We start from the raw sequence: 24,931 nt of genomic DNA, 5'->3' as shown, positions 1-24,931 counted from the left end.
AGGAATAAATAACCCGGCGCTCAGGCCGGGTTATTGTCTTACGCTTTCTGGGCGACTGCTGCAGGTTCGCGCACATGTTTGTATTTAAACAGTGCCACGAAGGCAAAAGCCAGCACCAGCGAATAACTGGCAAAAATCAGCCATACGGTTTTCCAGTCGGTAACACCTGCGGTGGTGTAGATCTCTACCACTTTGCCGCTGGCCATACCGCCGAGGATGCAGCCGAAGCCGTTGGTCATCATCAGCAACATACCCTGCGCACTGGCGCGGATCGCTGGGTTAACCTCTTTCTCAACGAACACAGAACCGGAGATGTTGAAGAAGTCAAACGCACAGCCGTAGACAATCATCGACAGTACCAGCAGCACAGTGCCGAACGGTGTCGGGTCGCCATAGGCGAACAAACCAAAACGCAGTACCCAGGCGAAAATACTGATCATCATTACGTTCTTGATGCCGTAGCGGCTCATAAAGAACGGAATCGCGAGGATGAAGGCTGTTTCGGAAATCTGCGAAATAGACATCATCACTGACGCATGGGTCACGATAAAGCTATTAGCAAACAGTGGGTTGGCATCGAAGCTGTGCAGGAAGGTGTTGCCGAACATGTTAGTGATCTGCAACTCTGCGCCCAGCATCATCGAGAAGATGAAGAAGATTGCCATGCGCTTGTTTTTAAACAGCGCGAAAGCATTCAGGCCCAGCATTTCCACCCAGGTCTGTTTCTCGGTGCTTTTCGCAACCGGCATGTACGGCAGCGTCAGGGAGTACAGGCTTAGTACCAGCGACAGTGCGGCACCGATATAGAGTTGCATATGGCTCAGTTCGAAGCCGGAGAAGCTCACCACCCACATCGCCAGGATAAAGCCAATGGTGCCCCAGATGCGAATTGGCGGGAAATCGGTAACGATATCGTGCCCGGCGGATTTCAGGCGGAAGTAAGAGATGGTATTTACCAGACTCAGCGTTGGCATATAGGCCAGTGAGTTAAGCAAAATAATGGCAAACATTGCGCCCGGCGTGGTAACGCCTGCGGCAATAAACAGGGTGATCGCACCGACCAGATGACACAGGGCATAAACCCATTTCGCGCTCAGCCATTTGTCGGCAATGATACCGAGCAGCGGCGGCATCAGTAGCGAGGCAATGCCCAGCGAACTATACACCGCACCAATAGATGCACCATCAAATTTCAGCGTGACGAACATATATGAGCCAAGTGTCGTCAGCCAGCTTCCCCACAGGCAGAACTGCAGAAAGATAATGACTTTCAGCTGCAGCTTAAGATTCATGCTAATTTCCTCACAAAGGAGACGGACAGATGTTGGAATGGGCACAATTAATAGTGTTATGTGTCAGGATTCTATCATCACCAGGGCGGCGAATTTGTTATGCCCGACATAAAAATGCAAACTTCCTCTGATTGCATTTACATATGGTGACGTATATCACACTTTAGCGCAACCGTTTGCATCATGCAGAAGAAGAGCTTATGCCTCTTGCGCACAAATGTACGAAAGAGGCACGGGATCAGTTGCGACGCCAGGTCTTCTGCGCCGAATTGACTTTATAGAGGTAACGACGGGATTCCGCCGACGGATGGCGGGTGGTCAGGGTCTGGTAAACATCACCTGGAGTCATCGTATTGATAATATTGGCCGCCTGAATTTTATCGCTGGAAAAGACGCGAAGTACGCTGCCCGCGCCGCCGTTGTAGGCGGTGATGACCGCATAACGCCGGGATGTTGGGTTACTGATACCGGAGAGATAAACATTATTCAGCATTGCCAGATACGCGGTGCCGGTATCAATATTGCTCTGCGGATCGAACAGATAGCTGCGATCCGGCGTACCGGATCTGCCCTGCGCGCGGAAGACATCTTTCCCGGCGCTGTGCTGTACCACCTGCATCAGACCCAGTGCGTCGGAGCGGCTAACCGCGTACGGGTTAAACGACGACTCAGTCTGCATAATCGCCAGAATTAGCGATTCATCAACGCCATATTTCTGCGAGGCCTGGCGCACCATGCCGATATATTTATGCGCACGTTTGTCCAGATGGTTCGGCACCAGATTGAGCGTCACGCTATAGATAACGCGCAAACCGTTGCTGCGGCTTTTCAGCCGGGTTTGCAGCAGGTAATCTGCAAAGCGTGCTGCGCGCCACTCCCAGCGGATCGCTTCACCATTGTTATCCAGAACCTGGCCATAAAGGAACGGTTCTTTGGAGATAGGGATATCATCGGCATCGGAATAGAGGTCGATAGATCCCGGATCGTCACCCATCAGCAGGGTTTTGATAATCGCCTGACGCAGATGAGCAGCCGGATCGGTGCCGGAGATCGTTTCGATGGTGATGGTACCCTTATCAAAGTTGATGTGGCTGCGAGTCTGGTACTGGTCGGTATATTTGACGTAGTCCTTCGGCCCGGCGATCAGGACTTCGTTAAATCCCCAAAGATTCTCAATATTGTGGGCGAACTGCCCCATCAAAATATCAAAACCGTTAGTGTCTTTAATCCAGGCTTCGTTATAGGCTTCGCCCGATTTGTTAGAGCTGGAACAAGAAATCAGTAACGGCGCGATCATCACTAGCGCTAAAAATTTTTTCATCATTCCGGATGTAGTTGTGTTGGGGGAAACGCGCCTGTGACGCCCGGGCGCTGGCAATATCTCCCTGTTCCGCGACATTGCCAGTCGTGCATGTGTTTAGCCGCTTATTTTTTATCTTGCGGCGTATAGCCTTCGATATGCACGTCTTTACCTTCAAACAGGAAATTCACCATCTCCTGTTCCAGCAGCTTGCGGTGCTCGGTATTCATCATGTTGAGCTTTTTCTCGTTAATCAACATGGTTTGCTTCTGCTGCCACTGCTTCCAGGCCTCTTTCGAGATCTCGTTATAAATGCGTTTACCCAGATCGCCCGGATAGAGCTGGAAGTCTTGCCCCTCTGCTTCGCGTTGCAGGAAGGTACAAAAAATGGTTCTGCTCATAAAAAATCCTCTCTACTTGCGCGCCACGCTACTTCGCTTCGGCGCGTAATTGCTGTATCAGGCGTTCCACTGGAGCCGCCAGACCGACGGATGGCGGTTGCGCCAAGTTATACCAGAGACCCGCGCCGTCATCCATGCAGGATGAGAACGAGGACACGCCAAGCCACATAGGCACAATATCCAGATGGAAATGGCTGAAGGTATGGCGGAACGCCACAAGCTGGCTGAGATTATCGGCGCTAATGCTCCTCTGCGCCAGCCAGTCGCGCAGCCCCTCTTCATCGCTGAATTGTGGGAAACAGAATAAACCACCCCACAGCCCACTCGGGGGGCGCTGCTCGAGATAAACCTCGCCTTTATGCTGCATCAGCAGGAAATAGCCGGTACGTTCAGGCAGCGTCTGTTTGGGTTTTTTACCGGGATATTGTGCCCACGACTGCGCTGCTTTTGCTTCGCAGCCGGTTTGCAACGGGCACAATTCGCACTTCGGTCTGGACCGGGTACAGACGATAGCACCAAGATCCATCATCGCCTGGTTAAAGCGATCCACCCCTTTCGCCGGTGTAACTTCACTGCTGATATCCCACAGCCGCTTTTCCACTTCTTTTTTACCCGGCCAGCCCGCAACGGCGTAGCAGCGTGCCAGCACGCGTTTAACGTTACCGTCAAGGATGGGAAAATGTTTACCCAGCGACAGAGATAGGATCGCGCCTGCGGTGGAGCGGCCAACGCCAGGAAGCGCAGCCACTTCATCAAAAGTTTCCGGGAAATGACCGCCGTGCAGGTTCGTCACCTGCTGCGCAGCTTTATGCAGATTGCGGGCGCGGGCGTAGTAGCCCAGCCCGGTCCACAGATGTAACACTTCATCCAGCGGAGCGCTCGCCAGATCGACCACCGTCGGGAAACGGGTCATAAAACGCTGGAAATAAGGAATCACGGTTGCAACCTGCGTCTGTTGCAACATCACTTCCGACAGCCATACTTTGTAAGGCGTTTTTTCAATTTGCCAGGGCAGGGTTTTTCGCCCGTATTTATCGTACCAGTCCAGAACCTGGGCTGAAAATTGAGACGCTTGCATGGTCACCAGAATCGCGTTGTCAGGGGCAAAGATTGCAGCACAGAGGCGTTGGCCTGTAAACCGGAACTTTCCGGTGCTTGCATCATGCGATTAACTTTGGATAATGCCCGTTTCCTGAACACTCTCACGAGCAGATCACTTTATGAATAACGACGTCATTTCACCGGAATTTGATGAAAACGGCCGCCCATTGCGCCGGATTCGTAGCTTTGTCCGTCGCCAGGGCCGCCTGACCAAGGGGCAGCAACACGCGCTGGAAAATTACTGGCCGGTGATGGGCGTTGAGTTTAGCGAACAGCCGCTGGATCTCGTTGCGCTGTTTGGCCACACGGCGCCGGTTACGCTGGAAATTGGCTTCGGTATGGGCGCTTCGCTGGTGGAGATGGCGAAAATGCGTCCTGAGCAGAACTTCCTCGGTATCGAAGTTCACTCGCCGGGCGTCGGTGCTTGCCTCTCTTCTGCGCATGAAGAGGGCGTTGAGAACCTGCGCGTGATGTGCCACGACGCGGTCGAAGTGCTACATAAAATGATTCCTGACAATTCTTTAAATATGGTGCAGCTGTTTTTCCCTGACCCGTGGCATAAAGCACGTCATAATAAACGCCGCATCGTTCAGGTACCGTTTGCTGAACTGGTGAAAAGCAAGCTCAAACTGGGTGGCGTGTTCCATATGGCGACTGACTGGGAAGCCTATGCACAACATATGCTTGAAGTGATGTCCTCTATTGACGGTTATAAAAACCTGTCGGCGACGAATGACTTTGTGCCGCGTCCGGATTCGCGTCCAGTGACTAAATTTGAACAGCGTGGCCACCGTCTTGGTCACGGTGTATGGGACTTAATGTTCGAGAGGGTGAAATAATGGCAACAAACCGCAGTCGTCGCTTGCGTAAAAAAATGCATATCGACGAATTCCAGGAAGTAGGTTTTTCCGTTGCATGGCGTTTTCCGGAAGGTACCAGCGAAGAACAGATCGATAAAACCGTTGATGACTTTATTCAGGAAGTGATCGAGCCGAATAAGCTGGCGTTTGACGGCAGTGGCTATCTGGCCTGGGACGGTCTGATTTGTTTGCAGGAAGTCGGTAAATGTACCGAAGAACATCAGGCCATTGTGCGTAAGTGGCTGGAAGACCGCAAACTGAGCGAGGTACGCATCAGCGAACTTTTCGACGTTTGGTGGGACTAATAAAGCATAAGGGGCCAGCATTAGCTGGCCCGTTTTGTCTCTACAGGAGTTTTTTATGATGCGCAAAACGCTGTTGGCGACGGCTCTTACGGTTACCGCATTTGCGGCTCAGGCTGATTATCAATGTGGCGTGACGCCGCGTGACGACGTGATCATCAGCCCGCAAACCGTGCAGGTGAAAGGTGAGAACGGTAACCTGGTGATCACCCCGGACGGCAATGTTATGTTTAACGGCAAGCAACCTTCGCTAACTGCTGCGCAGCGCGAGCAGGCGAAGGATTACCAGGCCGAATTGCGCAGCGCTCTGCCATGGATTGACGATGGCGCGCGCCGTCGCGTGGAGAAAAGCCGCGTGGCACTGGACACGATCATTGTTAAACAGGTGGGAGAAAACAGCAGCATGCGTAACCGTCTGACCAAGCTGGATATGCAGCTGAAAGAGCAGATGAACCGCATCATTGAACATCGTAACGATGGCCTGACATTCCACTACAAAGCGATTGATGAAGTGCGTGCCAATGGTCAGCAACTGGTGAACCAGGCAATGGGCGGCATTTTGCAGGACAGCATCAACGAAATGGGTGCGAAAGCCGTGCTGAAGAGCGGTGGTAATCCGCTACAGAGCGTGCTGGGGAGCCTCGGTGGTTTGCAGACGGCTATTCAGGATGAATGGAAAAACCAGGAAGCGGATTTCCAGCAGTTTGGCAAAGACGTTTGTAAGCGTGTCGTTTCGCTGGAAGAAAATCGCAAAGTGTTAACCGCCGGATTGAAGTGATCCCCTGTTACAGACTTTTTTATTTTCGAATGCTCAAATAAGCCCGACTATAATAGTCGGGCTTATTATCTTACTCGCTATTTATTACATGTCTGAAATATTTTCAAGCCAGTTTTTGATATTAATTAAGGTGGGTTGACATAGGTTTGTGTTAGTGTTATTGAAATGCAGCGAGTTAATATCACTTCAAGAATTCTCCTATTGATGATAATATCGAATTTCAAATCATGGAACCGATGCTTGCCTGTATGACACTACATATTCAATCTAAAAATGACGCCTCCATCTATGAGGGTTTTCCTGAGCGCTACAAAAATACCGAGATTGATCTGCTCGGTTTAATGAGTACCTTGTGGAAAAGTAAACGCATCATTATATCGACTGTTCTGATATTTTCTCTGATTGGATTCTTTATTAGTGCGTTATTAACGCCAAAATGGACCAGCCGGGCAGAGATCACGCCAGCAGAAAACGCACAATGGAGCCAGTTGCAAAAGACGCTGTCTACTTTGCATGTTCTTGACGTTAAGCCTTCCCTTGATAAAGGCGAAGTATTTAACCTGTTCCTGAAAAAGTTTAATTCTGAGTCACTGCGCGAAGAGTTCCTGACATCCTCACCGCTGGTGGCCGGTAAGCTGATGGCTTCTAATCCTGATGCCGAAGAGCTGCGTCGTGGCATTGTACTACTGTCAGACAAGATTAAGGCGGTCAATAATACGTCGGTGAAAAGTGCTGATGCTGTGCCTTACCAGTCCTGGACGCTAAGCTTCACTGCCCCTGTAGCTGGCGAGGCCAGGGACATTCTTAACAGCTACATCAATTATATTTCTGCGTTGGTTGTTAAAGAAACGTTAGATTATTTGCGTGAAGAAGTAGATTTAAAAAAGGATACGGAGAGGGAGTCGCTGGCGCTGGAGCGTGAGCGGATGAATACGCTCCATGATACCAAATTGAAGCGACTCAATTACTCGCTGGAAGTGGCCAATGCTGCCGGTATTAAGCGCCCTGTGTACAGTAATGGGCAATCCGTGCAGGATGACCCGGATTATTCTATTGCTTTGGGTGCTGATGGCATTGCTGAAAAGCTTAAAATAGAACAATCAATTACCGATGTTACCCGGCTTAATGCAGATTTCCGCTATCGTGAGCATCGCCTGGCGGAGCTGGACAAATTGGATATTAAAGATATCACTTTCATGCCGTTTAAATATCAGCTTTCTCCGTCTTTACCTACCAAAAAAGAGGGGCCGGGGCGGGTTTTACTTATTATTTTAGCGGCGTTGTGTGGTGGGATTCTTGCCAGTGCTGTGGTATTAGTGCGACACACTTTGCAGCAACGGCATCATTAATATTTCTGTCATACTTTCGGCTCTCTGCGTTCTGTGCAGAGGGCCAAAGTCTTTATTCAACCAGAAACAACTCAAGCAGAGAATTGAGAAACAGCTTACCGTGTTCGGTTATTTGCCAGTATGTGTCGCATTCACGCAAATAATTTAATGCCAGCGCCTGCTCGATCTGCGGGCGTATCGTGCTCTCATCCAGCCCGGTATAGCGGGCGAATTCAGCGCGCGGCGCAGGCTCCAGCAGACGAAAGCGATTCATAAAGAATTCGAACGGTTTATCCTGTGCTTCAACATCGTGCAACTTATCAAGGTATTTTCCCTGCATATACCCACGCGGATGGCGAGTTTTCGCCGTTCGCAGAATGCGCCCATCCGCAAAAGTGACTTTACCGTGCGCGCCACAACCAATACCCAGGTAATCGCCAAAGCGCCAGTAATTGAGGTTGTGTTGACACTGATAACCCGGTTTCGCATAGGCTGAGGTTTCATACTGCTGATAGCCAGCCACAGTAAGAAGTTGGTGCCCCTGTTCGAAAATATCCCACAGCGCATCGTCATCCGGTAGCACCGGCGGGCGCGAGCCGAAAAGCGTATTGGGTTCGATAGTCAGTTGATACCACGACAGATGTGGCGGGTTGAGTTCGATGGCCTGGCGCAGATCGTCCAGTGCTTCCTCCAGTGACTGATCCGGCAGGCCGTGCATCAAATCAAGGTTAAAGCTGCGCAGCCCCAGCCCGCGTGCCAGCTTCGCCGCACGTTTCGCTTCCTCCGGGCCGTGAATTCGCCCGAGCCGCTGAAGCTTGGTTTCACTGAAGCTTTGCACGCCGATGGAGATACGGTTCACGCCCACACGCTGGTAATCGACGAAACGGTCTGCTTCCACGGTGCCTGGGTTGGCCTCCATGGTGATTTCCGCATCGTTCGCCAGCGGTAGCCGGGCGCGTACACCATCCAGCAGCGTTTGCATCGCCGGGCCTGACAGCAGACTCGGTGTGCCGCCACCAATAAAGATAGTCTTTATTTCACGTCCCTGCGCCCACGGCGAGTCAGCATCGAGATCGTTCAGCAGATGTTGAACGTAATCGTCATGCGGAACTTCGCCCTTCAGTGCGTGTGAGTTGAAGTCGCAGTATGGGCATTTCTGTACGCACCAGGGTATATGGATATAAAGGCTCAGAGGTGGCAAATCAGCCATTACGCAGTGCTTCCATTAACAGTTTTAACGCCTGACCGCGATGGGAAATGGCGTTTTTCTCTTCGCGGGTAAGTTCCGCCGCAGTTTTATCCTCCGAAGGAACAAAGAAAATCGGATCATAGCCAAAACCGCCGCTGCCAGCCGGCTGTCGTGCGATCACCCCGGGCCAGCTACCGTGACACACCAGCGGTGTCGGATCGTCCGCATGACGCAGATAGACCAGCACACAGTGGAACTGTGCGGTACGTTGTTCATCCGGGACTGATTTCAGCGCATCAAGCAGCTTTTCCAGGTTCTGCTGATCGGTTGCATCCACACCCGAATAGCGCGCCGAATAGATCCCCGGAGCACCCAGCAACGCATCAACCGCCAGGCCGGAATCGTCAGCGATGGCGGGCAAACCGGTAACCTGCGCCGCGTGGCGGGCTTTGAGGATGGCGTTCTCAATAAACGTCAGTCCGGTCTCTTCTGCGGACTCTACGCCCAGTTCAGTTTGTGCGACCACGTCGAGGCCGAAATCATTCAATAGCGAGGCAAGCTCGCGCACTTTACCGGCATTACCGGTCGCGAGGACAACTTTTTGCATAGTAGATCCTAATCGATTAGCGCCGCGACTTCCGTCGGGATCTGTTGCGGGTGGGCAATTTTAATCTGCTTATGGCGGCCCAGTTCACCTTTTTCAATCACCACCTGGTTTTTTGCCACGCGAAACTGCTTTGCGAGGTATTTGATCAGGTGCGCATTGGCCTGGCCGTCTACAGGCGGAGCGGTGATGGCGACTTTCAGTTCATCGCCATGTAACCCGATAATGCTGTCGCGGCTGGCTTTCGGCTGAATGTACAGCCGCAAAACCAGCCCCTCTTCACAGGTAGAAACGGCACTCATAGTGCCATCCACAACCCCGGCAGAAGAATATCGCCGGTGGATTGCAGCAGTTCCGCAACGCCCATATTGATGACGTAGAGCAGCAGCACCAGAATCATCGGCGAGAAGTCGATGCCGCCCATCGCTGGCAACAGATTACGAATTGGACGCAGCAACGGTTCCGTCAACTGTATTAAAGCGTATTCGACCGGGCTACGGCCCTGGCTAACCCAACTCATGATTGCCATGACCATCAGCACCCAGAAAATCATCAGACCGATGGTTTTCAGTAAAATCAGCAGCGCCGAAATCCAGATGATCGGCTGGAATGTGATCACCATAAACAGCACGATCGCTTTGATAAGACTGAGTATAAAAGCGAGCAGCAGCGAGGCGCTATCCAGCGGCCCCAGCGGCGGAATGACACGGCGCAGCGGCCCGACAATCGGCTGTGTAGCTTTCACTACAAACTGCGAAAACGGGTTGTAAAAATCGCAGCGTGCCCACTGCATCCAGACGCGCAACAGCAGAACCATCGTATAGAGTTCAAGCACTGTCGAGAGCAGGAAAGTCAACGTCTTCATGGCGTTCCTCTGTATTCCTTAATTTTTCGTGTAATCGCGCGCACCAAAAATGGCTGTCCCGATGCGCACCATCGTGCTGCCAGCCGCAATGGCGGCGGTCATGTCATCCGTCATGCCCAGCGACAGGGTATCCACCGTTGGATAATGTGTTTTGAGCGCTTCAAATGCTACAGCCATTTGCCGTGCTACGGCAAACTGCCGCGCGTAATCCGTTTCTGGCGCTGGGATCGCCATCAAACCTCGCAGGCAAATGCCCGGTAATTCAATGACCTGTGCCGCCAGCGTATCCAGCTCGCTGAGGGCAATGCCCGATTTGCTCTGCTCATCGCTGATGTTGACCTGAATCAGCACATTCAGCGGCGGTAGGTCAGTGGGGCGCTGTTCGCTTAAGCGGCTGGCGATGCGCAAACGATCGATAGTGTGGCACCAGTCGAAATATTCGGCGACCAGACGGCTTTTGTTGGACTGCAACGGCCCGATAAAGTGCCATTGCAGGTCCTTCACACCCGCTTCGCGGAAGTGAAGGATCTTATCGACCCCTTCCTGAACATAATTTTCCCCAAACGCGCGCTGTCCGGCGTCGATGGCTTCTGCGACAGCGCTCGCAGGCTTAGTTTTGCTCACTGCAAGTAAAGTAACTTCTGCTGGGGCACGGCCGCATTGCGTTGCGGCAGCGGAGATTTTGTCCCGGACCTGTGCCAGGTTATGCGCGATATCGTTCATGTTTCCAGGATAGCGTTATGGATATAGATGAAATAGTGGAGCTTAGTGTAAAGCATAATGTCTCGGATCTACACCTGTGCAGTCATTGTCCACCGCGCTGGCGACAACAGGGACGTCTGGTGCCAGCGCCTTTTCCCACGTCAGACGTCAGTGGGTTTATCAATAAGCATCTGAGCAGTGCGCTGCAGCAGCAATGGCAAGAACAGGGGCAGGTTGATTTCGCCCTTACCACTGCGCGCGGACATCGCTTGCGTGCTGGCGCGTTCAGCCATCATCAGGGTGTCTCACTGGCGTTGCGGCTGCTGGCGCAAAGCAGCCCATTGCTCGCAGAGCTGGACGCGCCCGCTGCGCTGAACACTCTGCTGGAGCGGGATAACGGGCTTATTCTGGTGACCGGCGCCACCGGCAGCGGCAAATCCACGACACTTGCGGCGATGGTTGATCATCTCAATCAACATCATGATGGGCATATTTTGACGCTGGAAGATCCGATCGAATTTGTCCATACCAGCAAACGCTGCTTAATCCAGCAGCGTGAGATCGGCCAGCACTGTAACTCATTCGCTGCTGGTTTGCGTGCAGCGCTGCGTGAAGATCCTGATGTGATCCTGCTGGGCGAGCTACGGGACAGCGAAACCATCCGTCTGGCTTTGACCGCCGCAGAGACCGGCCATCTGGTTCTGGCCACGCTGCATACGCGTGGGGCAGCGCAGGCGGTTGAACGTCTGGTGGATACGTTTCCGGCACAGGAGAAAGATCCGGTACGCAGCCAACTGGCCGGAAGCCTACAAGCGGTGCTGGCACAGAGGCTGGAAGCAGACACGCGGGGAGGGCGGATCGCGCTGTTTGAACTACTGATTAATTCTCCGGCGGTCGCTAATCTGATTCGCGAGGGCAAAACGCACCAGTTGCCCGGCGTGATGCAGACCGGGCAGCAGTTGGGCATGCAGACCTTTGCGCAGAGTCATCAGCAGCGCGTTCAGCAGGGCTGGCTTTAACGTACGTTTAGCGAGTAAACCGCTGGCAGGGCGCCTGCAGTTGCGAGAATTTCCAGCCGTACGCTTAATGCTGCCAGTGGTTCGGGGAACCGGTGCTGGCAGACGGAGTGGTGATTATCCCGCACTTCGGCCAGGAGTTTATCGCCCGCCCACAGGCGGTAGTGCGTAATACAGTGGGGCGTCACAGCGTAATGATGGCCCATTTGTACCGACTCCATGGCGTTATCAAAGTCGTTGTCCTGCACCAGCGTCAACTGATGGATCTGGCGCGGCGCGGCCCAACGCCAGACAATCTCCGGGGTCGGATCATTAGCATCCGGCGTCCAACCATTAGTCTGTTGTTCCGGGCGCAGTCGTCCGTTGAGCACATTCTGTACGCTCCAGGCTGTTAACGGCAGGCTTAAACGCAGGGCTGGCATAATTTTTTGCGGATGACGGCGCGGCAGCCAGAAGTCGAACTCGTCGACGCCATAATCGCCATCGACAACCTGACGAGTGTGTTTCGCCACGCGTACATTCAGGCTGTTAAATACCGTCATCATGCCGGGCAAATGCATATCCGTCAGAGCGATCTCGATCGCATCCTGCGCCTCGAAGGCGATAAACAGATACTGGTCGCGCTCGCTCTGCCAGCGGAATGACAGGGTGTGCCAGGCCTCGCCGGAAACCTGTAATACACACTCTTCATATTGATAATCAGGGGTGAAATTTCCGGCTCGCGCGCTGCCGAGCAGAGATACTGTCAGCGTTTGCGGCGTTTTGGCGCGCAGAAACAATGAGATATCCGGCAACGGTTCGCCAGCCTGTACTGGCAGTAGAAGTGCCATCCGCCCGGTTAATGCGTGCCAGCGACCGCTGGCAGGAAGTTCAGTCAGTTGATACTCACTGCTGGCGCTGACCTCCGCACCGCACGCCGGATCGTGCAGCCAGCGCCGTGGAATATAGCAGCCGTTAACCTGTAGCTGCTGTTGCAGTAAGCCGATATGTGCAGGCTCCGCTAATTCACGTGGGGTAAGGTGCTCTGTTTTACAAAGTGCGGCGGCGCGTCCCACCACTTCACCCAGCAGGCCGCAGGTGCACATCACGCGGGCGCTGCCAAATGCGACATGGGAGGCGGAAATCAACCTGCCGGTGAGGAACAGATTGTCCAGCGAGCGGCTATAAAGGCTACGAAATGGAATGGTGTAGGTGCCTTTGCTGTGAAACTGGCGGCAGCCGTCGTGAGTACTGTAAACGCCATCAGCCGGGTGCAGGTCGATTGACCAGCCGCCGTATGCCACGGCATCGTAGTGATCGCGTTGATCGATAATATCCTGCTGGCACAGTAAATGATCGCCAAGGAATCGGCGGCTCTCGCGCTTGCCCGGAATTGCGCCTACCCATTCGATGGTCATATTGGCGGCTTCCGGAAAGTTGCCGGAGTTTTTAATATGATCCCAGACGCCCCAGACGATTTTCCACAACTCCCATTTGATCTCTTCACTTTCATGCACGGTATCAAGGCGGCCTCCCCACTCCAGCCACCACAAATCACAACCGTTCAGCGTTGATGTCAGCCGCTTGTAGCGCGGGATCGCGGTTATATCTTGCAGCGCAAAAGAGGGTGGCACAAAGTTGACCGGTCCATCGGTTTGTTTGGTATAGAAGTAGATCGAATGGCCTAGCTTATGACCGAAATGCTCCCCTGGTGCCATCTTTTCGCCCAGCTCTTGTGCGTCTTCTGCGCCCTCTCGATATTCAGCGCCCGCCAGAAAACCCAGCACACCATCGCCAGTAGCGTCACAAAACTGCGCCGCATTTACGCTGTAAAAGGTTTCATTGATCGGATTGAAGGCTTTGATGCGGGTAATATGCTGCTGCTCTTTTTCCACCTCATAAACGGCAGTATTCAGCAAGAGCGTTAACCCCGACTGGCTTTTTGCCAAATCCAGGAGGACCAGATCGAACATCACCGGGTTACCCTCTTTGTTGCGCCAGAGGTTCTCTTCCATGATTTGGCCCATGATGCCGCCTTCACGCGCCCAGCGGTTATTGTTCCCCATATGCGACGTGGCACCATTCGCCCACAGTCTTACTTCGCTGGAGGCATTCCCGCCAGGCACCGGCCTATCCTGAATCATCACCACTTGTAAACCGTCGCGGGCAGCCGCAAGAGCGGCACAAAGACCGGCAAGGCCGCCGCCGGCGACCAACAGATCGCAGTGCAGATGCTGCGTCGGAAAGGTTCTCACCTCGCTATGGGGAAAGATCTTCATAACCTTGTATCCTTCTTTACTGAGGGTAAAATCGAATTTCGAGCAATCTGAGAAGCGAATCCTTAATGTCCTCACAACCTAACCAAAGCCTGATTGACGGTATCCGCTGCCTGCAATACCTGGTTTCTAGTGGTCGCGCCATTGGTTGCCGTGAGCTGGCTCGCCTGATGGGCATTAACACCACGCGCGTCAACCGGTTACTGATGACCATGGCGTCGATCGGCCTGACCATGCAGGATGCTCAGCGACGCTATTTGCCAGGGCCTGGTATCCATGCGCTGGCGGCGCAGGCGATTCGTGGGTCGACGCTTTTCTCCCAGGCACTCCCTCTGCTTGAACGCTACGCGCCGAAAGACATCGTGGTGGCGATGGGCGTGCTGTGGGAGGATCAGGTCATTTATATCTATCACTCCAAACCTGGTAGCCAGGTCAGCCAGGCGCTGGCCGGTTTTCACATGCTGCCCGCCTGGCAATCCGTCATCGGCATGTCGCTGTTGGCGGCGGAAAACGATGATGAACTGCAAAAACGCTTTACTGACGAGCAGTGGCAGCGGCTTGGCCCGCATGTGGCTCTGCAACGTCAGCATGGTCATGTGGTCTGGCATCATGACGATGGTGAAGTATCGATGGCCAAACCCCTCGGCGTACACTCTGCGGCACTGGCCTTTGCCGGGATGTGGAACATCGAAGACGCTGAGGTTGAAATCCGCTTGCAGGCGCTTCATACACTGGTCAGCCATTTGACGGAAAAAGCCTGACAGATTTTTGCTCTACTATGTTTCTTTTATAGAAACAATAATGGAAATGCAAAAAGGGCAGTCAGAAACTGTGAAAAGGATCGGCAAAAAGCCGCGGTCGACGCGCGGCAGTAGTCAGGTAAGCTTGTTACAAAACCGAATTGAAGAGGGGATCAGGCGTGCTGCTCGAAATAGCTTTCGAGGATGATCACGGCGGAGGCGGAATCAACGCTGCCTTTGTCGAGCGCGCGAAAACCTCCGCGTTCGAACAAACCGGCACGCGCTTCTACGGTACTTAACCGCTCATCATGCAGCGTAACTTTCATGCCAAAACGACCGTGCACTTTATTGGCAAAATTGCGCGCGCGTGCCGTCAGCGGCTGTTCGGTACCATCCATATTAAGCGGCAAACCGACGATGACCATTTCCGGCTGCCACTCTTTCAGTAATTTTTCGATAAGCTTCCAGTCTGGCGTACCGTCCTGCGCTTTCAGTGCAGTGAGCGGACGCGCCGTGCCAGTAATACGTTGTCCAATGGCGACGCCAATGCTTTTGGTACCAAAATCAAAGGCCAGCAAGGTTCCGCTCATCAGGCGTGCCCCGCTACGCCAGGCATGGTGGAGATATCGATACCGATAAGTTTTGCCGCTTCGCGCCAGCGGTCGGCGATCGGCGTTTTGAACAGAATGTTGAGATCGGCCGGGGCGGTGAGCCAGGCGTTATCCATGATCTCTTGCTCCAGTTGTCCTCTTTCCCACGAGGCGTATCCCAGTGCGACCAGTACCTCGCTCGGCTGTTCTGCCGTTCCAAGGGTTTCCAGCACATCGCGTGAGGTGGTGACCACGGTGTTATCCGAAACGCGAATACTGGAAGCGAATGCGGCGGGCGGCGTATGCAGGATAAAACCACGGTCTTCCGCCAGCGGGCCGCCCAGCAGCACCGGTTTGTCCAGGCGGATGGCCGGATCACGCGCTTCTGGCTGGATTTTGAGTTTTTCCAGGACACCGTCAACTTTCAGGTTTTCCAGCGGCTTATTAATAATCAGCCCCATTGCGCCTTCGTCGTTGTACTCGCAGATATAGACTACCGAGCGCCGAAAGAGAGGATCCTGAAGAGCAGGCATGGCAATAAGAAAGTGATGCTGTAAATTCATTGTCAGAGGTTCTGTTTCCTGGTTCAAAAAAGCGACAGCCTAGTATGGGGGGAAAGCGCGGAGCTGTCACCTGGCAATGCTGTCATGGCGGGATCCTTCCCGCCCTGTCGCGCTGAGATTATTTACCCAGACGTTTTTCGATGGCATCCATCAACATGCCGGTGATGGTGATGGGGAATTCAGCCTCAATTTCACGCACGCAGGTCGGGCTGGTGACGTTAATTTCGGTCAGACGGTCGCCGATAATATCCAGGCCAACAAAAATCAGCCCTTTGGCTTTCAACACTGGCGCAACTTTGCGCGCAATCGCCCAGTCGCTTTCGCTTAACGGACGCGGTTCGCCGCGGCCGCCCGCTGCCAGGTTGCCGCGGGTTTCACCGCCCTGAGGAATGCGCGCCAGGCAGTAAGGCACCGGTTCACCGTCAATCACCAGCACGCGCTTGTCGCCATCTTTGATCGCCGGCAGATAGTTTTGCGCCATGCAGTAACGGCTACCCAGTTCGGTCAGCGTTTCAGTAATCACCGGCAGATTCGGATCGCCTTCTTTGACGCGGAAAATTGACGTGCCGCCCATGCCGTCCAGCGGTTTAAGGATGATATCGGTATGCTTTTGCCAGAACGCTTTCAACTGCGCTTTGTTGCGCGTAACCAGCGTTTCCGGCGTCAGATCCGGGAACCAGGCAGTGAACAGTTTTTCATTACAGTCGCGCAGGCTCTGCGGTTTATTAACGATCAGCGAGCCTTTCTCTTCCGCACGTTCAAGAATATAGGTCGCATAGATATACTCGGTGTCGAACGGCGGATCTTTACGCATCAGGATGGTGTCCAGATCGGCCAGCGATATATCCTGTTCACTACCGAATTCGTACCATTTGTCGTAGTTCTGTTCGACGGAAAGCATGCGGGTGCGGGCGCGGGCTTCACCATTGATCAAGTAAAGATCCGCCATCTCCATATAGTGCAGCTCATAGCCGCGGCGTTGTGCTTCCAACAGCATGGCGAAGCTGGTGTCTTTTTTGATGTTAATGTCCGCGATGGGATCCATCACGATGCCAAGCTTGATCATTCTGCTTCTCCTTTCAACCCAGGTCGCCAAAGCGGACCTGAAGCGCGGTGATGGCGGTAAGCGCCGTAGTTTCTGTACGCAGTACGCGTGGCCCCAACAAAATATCCGTAAACTGATAGCGAGCGGTCATGGCGATCTCATCGGCAGAGAGGCCTCCTTCCGGGCCTATCAGCAATCTGATGCGCTCAACCGGCAGTGGAAGTGTGTTAATGCTCTGGCTGGCGCGCGGATGCAGGTTCAGTTTCAGACCGTCATATTCTTCGGCACACCACGCTTCCAGATCCATCGCCGGGCGAATTTCCGGCACACGGTTACGACCACACTGTTCGCAAGCGGCAATGGCGATTTTCTGCCACTGCTGGAGCTTTTTGTTCAGGCGCTCGGTGTCCAGTTTAACCCCGCAGCGCTCAGAAAAAAGTGGCGTAATGAGGCTTACGCCCAACTCGATGGACTTCTGAATAGTGAATTCCATCTTTTCGCCGCGCGACATTACCTGACCGAGATGGATATGCAGCGGGGATTCACGGTCGTCCACTTCGCTACGCACAATGTTGACCATCACGCTTTTCTTATCCACTCGGACAATCTCAGCGTCAAACACCTGATTGGATCCGTCGAACAGTTGAATGGCCTGGCCCGGCCCCATACGCAGCACGCGGCCAACGTGGTTTGCGGCATCTTCGCTCAGCGCGATTTCATGGCCCGGCTGAAGAGGTTCTGGGTGATGGATGCGGGGAATACGCATGTGTTGAAATTCCGTCTGTCAGGCGATGCAGCGGCTTATGAGTGAAAAGTGCACCGCTGCACCTGTCAATAATCAGTTGTCGCTAGTGTAGGTTAGCTCTTTCGTGCCATGCAAGCGCGCTGCACGTAAGGGTTGTGGTTGCCCTGCACCTCGGCAATGCGCGCATCGCGTGTGCATTCCCATTCCGTCACCGGATACTGCTTATCCCACGCCATAAACAGTTGCGTTTGCTGGCGTGAAAGGCTGAGCTGATATTGATCACGCATATAGAAATAGGTGCGGGCAATTGCACCGCGGGCGCGGTCTGGCGGCTCAGCGAGCTTTGCTTTGAAATCAATCTTCATGCCGCACTGGCCATACTGGCCATCGCCGCCATTCCACTGGCTATACATAAAGTTGCCGCGATCGCCATTCACTTCACCGACGGCAGGTTGCAGGTTGTGCATATCGCTTTCAATTTTGCGATAGACCGGATCTTTGGCACAGTTTTTCCGTCCGCCATCCTGCCAGCACTGGCGCAGATGGCCAAACTGCCACGCGGGCATCACATGTTCCCATTCAATGCGGCTGGCGCGGTTTTCATTTTTTCGCACTTTGTAACCGCAGGAAACGAGGTCAACCACGCCTTTTTTACCCTGCCAGTTAATCTTGCAGCCACAGTAGAAGTCGCCTGGTGCGTCGGCGTTAACTTTGGCTCCTGCCGCTTTTGCCTGGGCAAAGCTGTTTATGCCATTCGATGCGAAAGCGGGAACGGCGACCAATGTGATGAAAAGTAAGAAAAGACGAAACATAGCGAACTCCCTGTGAAACGAGTTCGCAACGTAACGGAAGGTGTTGTCTGATGCAATCAGTAAGCGCGGAAAATTTCTTAATGGATTCAGTTAGTCGTGTCGGCAATAAGCGGTTCGCCACAGCGTATACAGCGGTAAACGGCCTCGCCGCGCAGCACGCGGTTGTGTCGGCGCACTGTAAGCTGGTGCTGCTGGCATTGACAATGGTATGGGAAAGTATTGCGTCGTACCGATTCCAATTCGAACTGGTGCGTGCGGCGGGCAGGGACACCAAGCACGCTCTCCATCATCCATTTCCACTCCTTACCATGCGGCGCAACGCGACCGAAATGTTTCCACACCAACAGATGTGCCAGCTCATGCGGAACCACGTCTCCAATAAATGCCTGCTGGTTTTCCAGCAGCAGCACGGGGTTAAGACGGATTTCGTAATCTGCCAGCCAGGCGGTGCCCGCAGCTGTGCCACGCTGTTGATACACCACTTTAGGTTCAGGATAGCTGCGCCCCAGTTTCTGGTTCGCAAGGGCAAGTTTATCCCGCAGGCTCTGCATAACGGCTTGCTGGACGGCGATGGGGAGGCGGGGCGTTTTCATAGTTGCAGAGAATAGGATCGGCGAAGCGCGAGTGCAACAGGCAAAACAGAGGCTTCCTCCGCAGAGGAAGCCTGAAGGGTTAATTATGGGAACCGATCTCGCGCAGCGGACGGCCGCGCATCAGGTTACGCTCGATGTGCTCCAGCGAAACGTGTTTGGTTTCCGGTACCAGCCACAGGGTCAGCAGGATGAACAGTAGGTTTAGCGCGCCATACACCCAGAAGGTATTGGCATTGCCTAGCGAGTTCAGCATCGTCAGGAAGGTTGCGCCGACGATCATATTGGCAATCCAGTTAGTGGCGGTTGAGCAGGTAATACCGAAGTCGCGGCCTTTCAGCGGCTGAATTTCGGAGCACAGCACCCAGATCAGTGGACCGGCGCTCATGGCAAAACCCACAATGAACATCAGTAACATAGCGACTGCAAAGTACTGCGTTGAAGGTGAGTGGATGCCGAGGTGCAGCATCGTACCGAGAATCCCCATCCCGGCGGCCATGACCAGGAAGCCCAGCACCAGCGTCGGTTTACGTCCCCAGCGATCTACCAGACCGATAGCGATAAAGGTTGCCAGCACGTTGGTCAGACCAACGATAACGGTGCCCCACATCTGCTCGTTGGTGTCACTGTACCCCGCCAGTTCAAAGATTTTCGGCGCGTAGTACATGATGACGTTCATACCGGTGAACTGCTGCATGATTTGCAACAGCACGCCGAGGAATACTGCACGGCGGAAATTGGTGTTCTCTTTAAACAGTGCCCAGCCGGTTTGTTTCACTTTCAGACTTTCACGGATCTCTTCCAGCTCGTTTTTCGCTTCCGCGCTGGTGTCACGCAGGCGCAACAGCACGCGCTCGGCATCGTGGAAGCGGCGTTTAGCGGCAAACCAGCGCGGGCTGTCCGGCAGGAAGAAGACGCCAATCAGTAGCAAAATTGCCGGAATGATGATCACCCCCAGCATCCAGCGCCATTCGCCGCTGTAGCTGAAGGCCGTATCCGAGAGATATGCGCCGAGAATACCGATGGTGATCATCAACTGATACATGGAGATCATGCTGCCGCGAATTTTTTCCGGTGCGATCTCGGAAAGATAGAGCGGCGCAGTATAAGAAGCGATCCCAACGGCCAGGCCAAGCAGCACACGGGAAATAATCAACACTTCCACATTTGGCGCGGCGGCAGAGCACAGTGACCCTGCTACAAACAGTACGGCACCAATCATCAAACTTTTTTTACGCCCCAGGCGCCAGGAGAGCCAGCCGCTGCCGACAGCACCGACAGCGGCGCCGAACATCATTGAACTGACCACCCACTCCTGTGTATGTGAGCTAATTTGAAAGTCTTTAGTGATAAAGGGCAGCGCACCAGCAATAACCCCAATATCCAGACCGAAAAGTAACCCTGCCAGTGCAGCGAGGAAACAAACAAAAAAGGTCATCGCCTTATTTGAATACCTCAGTTTTTTATTGTCAGGCATGATGCCCTCCATTGTTGTATTGGTTTTTCCGGTGACAAAAATAGGCCAGTTACCGGCAAAATTAAGTGACGTACATCACATCAGTGTAATCGTTTACATTCCAATAAGACCGGCAATGTAAATAAAAGTGTTAAATATTATAGGATTGTTCACGTTAAAAGGTGAGGGTAAGGGAGAAGTTTCAGACTAAACCGAAATGTAATGTAACGGACCTGCTTCTCTCCTTTTTCAAAAGGAAAAATCTGAAAAAAACATCGAAACGGTAAGGTGTAATCGCTTTCAGAAAATACCTGTGCATGTTAACAGTATAGACAGCGAAAAATAACTGCGCTGAAAGAACGATAAATGCAAAAGGCCAGCACGAGGCTGGCCTTTAGAGGAAAGCTGTCAGCGGATTATTTCAGGCCGGCAGCTTCACGCAACAGTGCAGCTTTGTCGGTTTTTTCCCATGGGAAAGTTTCGCGACCAAAGTGGCCGTATGCAGCGGTTTGTTTGTAGAACGGATGCAGCAGATCCAGCATCTGGATCAGACCGTACGGACGCAGGTCAAAGAATTCACGGACCAGCAGCGTCAGCTTTTCGGACGACACTTTCTCTGTACCGAACGTTTCCACCATGATGGACGTCGGTTCTGCGATACCGATAGCGTAGGAAACCTGAATTTCACAACGATCGGCCAGACCCGCAGCAACGATATTTTTCGCTACATAACGAGCCGCATAAGCTGCGGAACGGTCAACTTTCGACGGATCTTTACCGGAGAATGCACCACCACCGTGACGAGCCATGCCGCCGTAGGTGTCAACGATGATTTTACGACCGGTCAGGCCGCAATCACCCATTGGGCCGCCAATAACGAAACGGCCAGTCGGGTTGATAAAGAATTTTGTGGAAGCGTTCAGCCATTCGGTCGGCAGGATTGGCTTGATGATCTCTTCCATGACCGCTTCTTGCAGCGATTTCTGGTCGATGTCTTCAGCGTGCTGGGTAGAAAGAACGACAGCATCGATGCCGACAATTTTGCCGTCATTATACTGGAAAGTGACCTGGCTTTTTGCATCCGGGCGCAGCCACGGCAGGACGCCGTTTTTACGCACTTCAGCCTGACGCTGCACCAGACGGTGTGCGTAGGTGATCGGAGCTGGCATCAACACGTCAGTTTCATTGGTTGCGTAACCAAACATCAGCCCCTGGTCGCCAGCACCCTGTTCCAGCGGATCGGCACGGTCAACACCCTGGTTGATGTCCGGAGATTGCTTACCAATGGCGCTAAGTACGGCACAGGAGTTGGCATCAAAGCCCATGTCGGAGTGCACATAGCCGATTTCGCGTACGGTATTACGGGTGATCTCTTCGATATCGACCCATGCGCTGGTAGTGATTTCACCGCCAACCAGCACCATACCGGTTTTGACATAAGTTTCGCATGCTACGCGCGCTTTCGGATCCTGTTCGAGGATAGCATCCAGCACGGCGTCTGAAATTTGGTCAGCAATTTTGTCAGGATGCCCTTCAGAAACGGACTCGGACGTAAAAAGGTGTTTTGCCATAGTAAGTTTTCACCCTGGAGTAATACGGTTAGCTCGAATTCTGTGCCCGGATGTTTTCACGCCTGGCGGCGCAGATTGCAGATGATGGCACAAGAAGTCTGAGAGTTAATCAATCTGGATGGATTAACATCTGGATGGCTATTTTAGGTCAGTTGTTGAACCCATTTCCAGCCTTTTTTTGATTCCTGCCTCAACCTGACACAAATAGTGACGGAAATTTTTCCTGACAATGCGGCAAACACAGCTTTTTTATTTTGCATTTTCACATCGTTGTCGGTATAAAACGCCGCGCGCGGCTCTTAAAAAAAGCGCACGGCCAAAACGCTGTGTCGCCACTTCCAGCCGGGTTAAGCAGTTGATTCAGGGCCTTGGCTTGTCGCGGGTCGCTATGGCTTGCGTTGGAGGTGATAAGAGATAATGAACCGTTGTTTTCCGCAGAATCTGTCGCGCCGTTCTGGCGTGCATTTATTCCCCGCAACCTGCATTTCTAATCTGCAAACCTGCCGATGTTATACCCATTTCGGCGCTTCCCAGGATTCCAGGGCCGGTAAGGCGTTGTGATACCTGAACAAGGGCTCTCCTGCTAATACAGGGGTTTTCTCGTGGTTTCGCCGGGCTGTCATATAGACGTTCGGATGCGTGTTTTACAATGATATGAAAAAGAAACCGGTCGCACAGGCGTGGCGTTGGGCTGAAATCAAGCTAAGCCAGGCTGTTTATGGGTTGTTATCGCTATGTGTCACTGCGATAGTAGTCGACTATTTTATACCTGTGTCTCTTCGCGCTTTGGCAACCGGCCAGCGTGATGCGCGCAGGGTATACACTTTTATAGATTGAGGTTCGCTATGTCTGACGACATGTCTTCATTTTCGCCTTCGTCAGCAGGCGAACAGGGTGTCCTACGTTCCATGCAGGAGGTTGCGATGAGCTCCCAGGAAGCCAGCAAGATGCTTCGTACTTATAACATTGCCTGGTGGGGCAATAACTACTACGACGTCAACGAGCTGGGCCATATCAGCGTTTGCCCGGATCCGGACGTTCCGGAAGCCCGTGTCGACCTGGCACAGCTGGTAAAAGCACGTGAAGTACAGGGGCAACGTCTGCCTGCATTGTTCTGCTTCCCACAGATCCTGCAACACCGTCTGCGCTCGATTAATGCCGCGTTTAAACGCGCACGTGAGTCCTACGGCTATAATGGCGATTACTTCCTGGTTTACCCGATCAAGGTGAACCAGCATCGCCGTGTTATTGAATCCCTGATCCATTCCGGTGAACCGTTGGGGCTGGAAGCCGGTTCCAAAGCGGAATTGATGGCCGTGCTGGCTCATGCCGGCATGACCCGTTCGGTGATTGTCTGTAATGGTTATAAAGATCGTGAATACATTCGTCTTGCGCTGATTGGCGAAAAGATGGGCCACAAGGTCTATCTGGTGATTGAGAAAATGACCGAAATCGCCATCGTGCTGGAAGAAGCTGAACGCCTGAACGTGGTGCCGCGCCTCGGCGTACGCGCGCGTCTGGCATCACAAGGTTCCGGAAAATGGCAATCCTCCGGTGGCGAGAAATCGAAATTTGGTCTTGCGGCAACGCAGGTGCTGCAATTGGTGGAGCTCCTGCGCGAGCGCGGGCGTCTGGACAGTATTCAGTTGCTGCACTTCCACCTTGGCTCGCAGATGGCCAACATCCGTGATATCGCGACGGGCGTGCGTGAATCCGCGCGTTTCTACGTTGAGCTGCATAAGCTGGGCGTCAATATCCAGTGCTTCGATGTCGGTGGCGGCCTGGGTGTGGATTATGAAGGTACACGCTCTCAGTCTGACTGCTCGGTCAACTATGGTCTGAACGAGTATGCCAACAACATTATTTGGGCGATTGGCGATGCTTGTGAAGAACATGGTCTGCCACATCCGACGGTGATCACCGAATCCGGCCGCGCGGTGACGGCCCATCACACTGTGCTGGTTTCTAATATCATTGGCGTTGAACGTAACGAGTACACCCTATCGACTCCACCAGCGGAAAACGCGCCACGTGCGCTGCAAAGCATGTGGGAAACCTGGGAGGAGATGCATGAGCCTGGCACCCGCCGTTCTCTGCGTGAATGGCTGCATGACAGTCAGATGGATCTGCATGATATTCATGTCGGCTATTCCTCAGGCGCTTTCAGCCTGCAAGAACGTGCCTGGGCCGAGCAACTCTATCTGAATATGTGCCATGAAGTGCAGAAGCAGCTCGATCCAAGCAACCGTGCGCATCGCCCGATTATCGACGAATTGCAGGAACGTATGGCGGACAAAATGTATGTCAACTTCTCGCTGTTCCAGTCTATGCCAGATGCCTGGGGTATTGATCAACTGTTCCCGGTGCTGCCGCTGGAAGGGCTGAACCATGCGCCGGAACGCCGCGCGGTGCTGCTCGATATTACCTGTGATTCCGACGGTGCGATTGATCATTACGTGGATGGCGACGGCATCGCGACCACTATGCCGATTCCGGAGTACGATCCGGAGAACCCGCCGATTTTGGGCTTCTTTATGGTGGGTGCATACCAGGAGATCCTCGGCAACATGCATAACCTGTTTGGGGATACCGAAGCCGTCGACGTGTTTGTCTTCCCGGATGGCAGCGTTGAAGTTGAACTGTCAGATGAAGGGGATACGGTGGCGGATATGTTGCAGTACGTGCAGCTCGATCCGAATACGCTACTGATGCAGTTTCGCGATCAAGTGAAACAGACCGATCTGGACGAGACGCTACAACAGCAGTTCCTCGAAGAGTTCGAGTCGGGCCTCTACGGTTACACCTATCTGGAAGATGAATAATGCA

27 protein-coding genes are annotated in these 24,931 nt (G+C 53.2%); 9 read left to right on the top strand and 18 right to left on the bottom strand.

Translation table 11 applies throughout. The features are described 5' to 3' along the window. Nucleotides 1-38 precede the first annotated feature (38 nt). From BM427_RS10080 to mutY, 4 genes are all read right to left on the bottom strand, one after another. Nucleotides 39-1,292 carry a nucleoside permease gene (locus BM427_RS10080; protein ID WP_090121277.1) on the bottom strand — a complete coding sequence of 418 codons (1,254 nt, stop codon included), beginning with the start codon at nt 1,290-1,292 and terminating at the stop codon, nt 39-41. A 238-nt stretch (nt 1,293-1,530) separates the two neighbouring features. Next, the gene (gene mltC, locus BM427_RS10075; RefSeq protein WP_090121741.1) at nt 1,531-2,613 is read right to left on the bottom strand and encodes a membrane-bound lytic murein transglycosylase MltC; all 1,083 of its coding nucleotides are present in this window, start codon (nt 2,611-2,613) and stop codon (nt 1,531-1,533) included. 104 nt (nt 2,614-2,717) lie between these two features. Further along, nucleotides 2,718-2,993 (bottom strand): oxidative damage protection protein, encoded by a 276-nt coding sequence (locus BM427_RS10070; protein ID WP_090121276.1) that lies wholly within the window; start codon nt 2,991-2,993, stop codon nt 2,718-2,720. Nucleotides 2,994-3,021: 28 nt separating this feature from the next. Beyond that, nucleotides 3,022-4,071, bottom strand: coding sequence for an A/G-specific adenine glycosylase (gene mutY, locus BM427_RS10065; protein ID WP_090121275.1), 1,050 nt, complete (start codon nt 4,069-4,071; stop codon nt 3,022-3,024). A gap of 142 nt (nt 4,072-4,213) precedes the next feature. On the opposite strand from mutY, the gene trmB reads away from it, so the two are divergent. The 4 genes from trmB to wzz(fepE) all read left to right on the top strand — a co-directional run bounded on the left by trmB (nt 4,214) and on the right by wzz(fepE) (nt 7,383). Continuing rightward, nucleotides 4,214-4,933, top strand: a complete 720-nt coding sequence (trmB, locus tag BM427_RS10060; RefSeq protein ID WP_090121273.1) for a tRNA (guanosine(46)-N7)-methyltransferase TrmB — start codon at nt 4,214-4,216, stop codon at nt 4,931-4,933. After that, nucleotides 4,933-5,259 (top strand): YggL family protein, encoded by a 327-nt coding sequence (locus BM427_RS10055; RefSeq protein WP_090121272.1) that lies wholly within the window; start codon nt 4,933-4,935, stop codon nt 5,257-5,259. Before trmB ends, BM427_RS10055 begins: the two co-directional genes overlap by 1 nt. Before the next feature lie 55 nt (nt 5,260-5,314). Next, complete coding sequence (locus tag BM427_RS10050) at nt 5,315-6,034, top strand: YggN family protein (protein WP_090121270.1); 720 nt, start codon at nt 5,315-5,317, stop codon at nt 6,032-6,034. Between the two features lie 227 nt (nt 6,035-6,261). Next, entirely contained in the window at nt 6,262-7,383 is a 1,122-nt protein-coding gene (gene wzz(fepE), locus BM427_RS10045; RefSeq protein WP_244316547.1) for an LPS O-antigen length regulator Wzz(fepE), read from the top strand. Between the two features lie 52 nt (nt 7,384-7,435). Here the strand turns inward: wzz(fepE) and hemW are convergent, their stop codons facing one another. From hemW to BM427_RS10020, 5 genes are read right to left on the bottom strand one after another with little or no spacing between them, the layout of a single operon-like run. Next, nucleotides 7,436-8,572 carry a radical SAM family heme chaperone HemW gene (gene hemW / locus BM427_RS10040; RefSeq protein WP_090121269.1) on the bottom strand — a complete coding sequence of 379 codons (1,137 nt, stop codon included), beginning with the start codon at nt 8,570-8,572 and terminating at the stop codon, nt 7,436-7,438. Continuing rightward, on the bottom strand, nt 8,565-9,158 hold the full coding sequence (locus BM427_RS10035; protein ID WP_090121267.1) for an XTP/dITP diphosphatase: 594 nt from the start codon (nt 9,156-9,158) through the stop codon (nt 8,565-8,567). Before BM427_RS10035 ends, hemW begins: the two co-directional genes overlap by 8 nt. Before the next feature lie 8 nt (nt 9,159-9,166). Continuing rightward, nucleotides 9,167-9,457 (bottom strand): DUF167 family protein YggU, encoded by a 291-nt coding sequence (gene yggU / locus BM427_RS10030; protein WP_090121266.1) that lies wholly within the window; start codon nt 9,455-9,457, stop codon nt 9,167-9,169. Further along, nucleotides 9,454-10,020, bottom strand: coding sequence for a YggT family protein (locus BM427_RS10025; protein ID WP_090121264.1), 567 nt, complete (start codon nt 10,018-10,020; stop codon nt 9,454-9,456). Before BM427_RS10025 ends, yggU begins: the two co-directional genes overlap by 4 nt. Before the next feature lie 18 nt (nt 10,021-10,038). Beyond that, nucleotides 10,039-10,743 (bottom strand): YggS family pyridoxal phosphate-dependent enzyme, encoded by a 705-nt coding sequence (locus BM427_RS10020; RefSeq protein ID WP_090121263.1) that lies wholly within the window; start codon nt 10,741-10,743, stop codon nt 10,039-10,041. Between the two features lie 17 nt (nt 10,744-10,760). On the opposite strand from BM427_RS10020, the gene BM427_RS10015 reads away from it, so the two are divergent. After that, nucleotides 10,761-11,741, top strand: coding sequence for a type IV pilus twitching motility protein PilT (locus BM427_RS10015; protein ID WP_090121261.1), 981 nt, complete (start codon nt 10,761-10,763; stop codon nt 11,739-11,741). Here BM427_RS10015 and BM427_RS10010 read toward each other — a convergent pair. Beyond that, a complete protein-coding gene (locus tag BM427_RS10010) occupies nt 11,738-13,996 on the bottom strand; it encodes an FAD-dependent oxidoreductase (protein WP_090121260.1) in 2,259 nt (752 codons plus the stop codon). The two genes, BM427_RS10015 and BM427_RS10010, sit on opposite strands and share 4 nt — an antisense overlap. A 65-nt stretch (nt 13,997-14,061) precedes the next feature. On the opposite strand from BM427_RS10010, the gene BM427_RS10005 reads away from it, so the two are divergent. Continuing rightward, nucleotides 14,062-14,754, top strand: a complete 693-nt coding sequence (locus BM427_RS10005; RefSeq protein ID WP_090121258.1) for an IclR family transcriptional regulator domain-containing protein — start codon at nt 14,062-14,064, stop codon at nt 14,752-14,754. 152 nt (nt 14,755-14,906) lie between these two features. Here BM427_RS10005 and ruvX read toward each other — a convergent pair whose 3' ends face one another. The 8 genes from ruvX to metK all read right to left on the bottom strand — a co-directional run bounded on the left by ruvX (nt 14,907) and on the right by metK (nt 22,105). Next, the gene (ruvX, locus tag BM427_RS10000; protein WP_090121257.1) at nt 14,907-15,323 is read right to left on the bottom strand and encodes a Holliday junction resolvase RuvX; all 417 of its coding nucleotides are present in this window, start codon (nt 15,321-15,323) and stop codon (nt 14,907-14,909) included. Beyond that, complete coding sequence (locus tag BM427_RS09995) at nt 15,323-15,886, bottom strand: YqgE/AlgH family protein (RefSeq protein ID WP_090121255.1); 564 nt, start codon at nt 15,884-15,886, stop codon at nt 15,323-15,325. The genes ruvX and BM427_RS09995 overlap by 1 nt, the downstream gene beginning before the upstream one ends. A gap of 118 nt (nt 15,887-16,004) precedes the next feature. Beyond that, nucleotides 16,005-16,952: a glutathione synthase gene (gshB, locus tag BM427_RS09990; RefSeq protein ID WP_090121254.1), complete on the bottom strand. Its 948-nt coding sequence runs from the start codon at nt 16,950-16,952 to the stop codon at nt 16,005-16,007. Between the two features lie 13 nt (nt 16,953-16,965). Next, entirely contained in the window at nt 16,966-17,697 is a 732-nt protein-coding gene (gene rsmE, locus BM427_RS09985; protein ID WP_090121253.1) for a 16S rRNA (uracil(1498)-N(3))-methyltransferase, read from the bottom strand. Nucleotides 17,698-17,789: 92 nt separating this feature from the next. Further along, a complete protein-coding gene (endA, locus tag BM427_RS09980) occupies nt 17,790-18,488 on the bottom strand; it encodes a deoxyribonuclease I (RefSeq protein WP_090121251.1) in 699 nt (232 codons plus the stop codon). Nucleotides 18,489-18,574: 86 nt separating this feature from the next. Beyond that, a complete protein-coding gene (locus BM427_RS09975) occupies nt 18,575-19,081 on the bottom strand; it encodes a SprT family zinc-dependent metalloprotease (RefSeq protein WP_090121249.1) in 507 nt (168 codons plus the stop codon). A gap of 79 nt (nt 19,082-19,160) precedes the next feature. After that, nucleotides 19,161-20,555, bottom strand: coding sequence for a sugar porter family MFS transporter (locus BM427_RS09970; protein ID WP_090121248.1), 1,395 nt, complete (start codon nt 20,553-20,555; stop codon nt 19,161-19,163). A gap of 395 nt (nt 20,556-20,950) precedes the next feature. Then, nucleotides 20,951-22,105 (bottom strand): methionine adenosyltransferase, encoded by a 1,155-nt coding sequence (gene metK, locus BM427_RS09965; protein ID WP_090121246.1) that lies wholly within the window; start codon nt 22,103-22,105, stop codon nt 20,951-20,953. A gap of 417 nt (nt 22,106-22,522) precedes the next feature. On the opposite strand from metK, the gene yqgG reads away from it, so the two are divergent. From yqgG to speA, 3 genes are all read left to right on the top strand, one after another. Then, complete coding sequence (gene yqgG / locus BM427_RS26250; protein ID WP_280116120.1) at nt 22,523-22,666, top strand: small protein YqgG; 144 nt, start codon at nt 22,523-22,525, stop codon at nt 22,664-22,666. Between the two features lie 93 nt (nt 22,667-22,759). Further along, on the top strand, nt 22,760-22,942 hold the full coding sequence (yqgB, locus tag BM427_RS26340; protein WP_139234401.1) for an acid stress response protein YqgB: 183 nt from the start codon (nt 22,760-22,762) through the stop codon (nt 22,940-22,942). Nucleotides 22,943-22,950: 8 nt separating this feature from the next. Continuing rightward, nucleotides 22,951-24,927, top strand: a complete 1,977-nt coding sequence (gene speA / locus BM427_RS09955; protein ID WP_090121243.1) for a biosynthetic arginine decarboxylase — start codon at nt 22,951-22,953, stop codon at nt 24,925-24,927. The last annotated feature ends 4 nt before the right edge of the window (nt 24,928-24,931 follow it).

It is taken from the genome of Kosakonia arachidis, from assembly GCF_900116535.1.
Lineage (GTDB): Bacteria > Pseudomonadota > Gammaproteobacteria > Enterobacterales > Enterobacteriaceae > Kosakonia > Kosakonia arachidis.
This window is presented reverse-complemented; position numbering and strand designations above follow the sequence as displayed.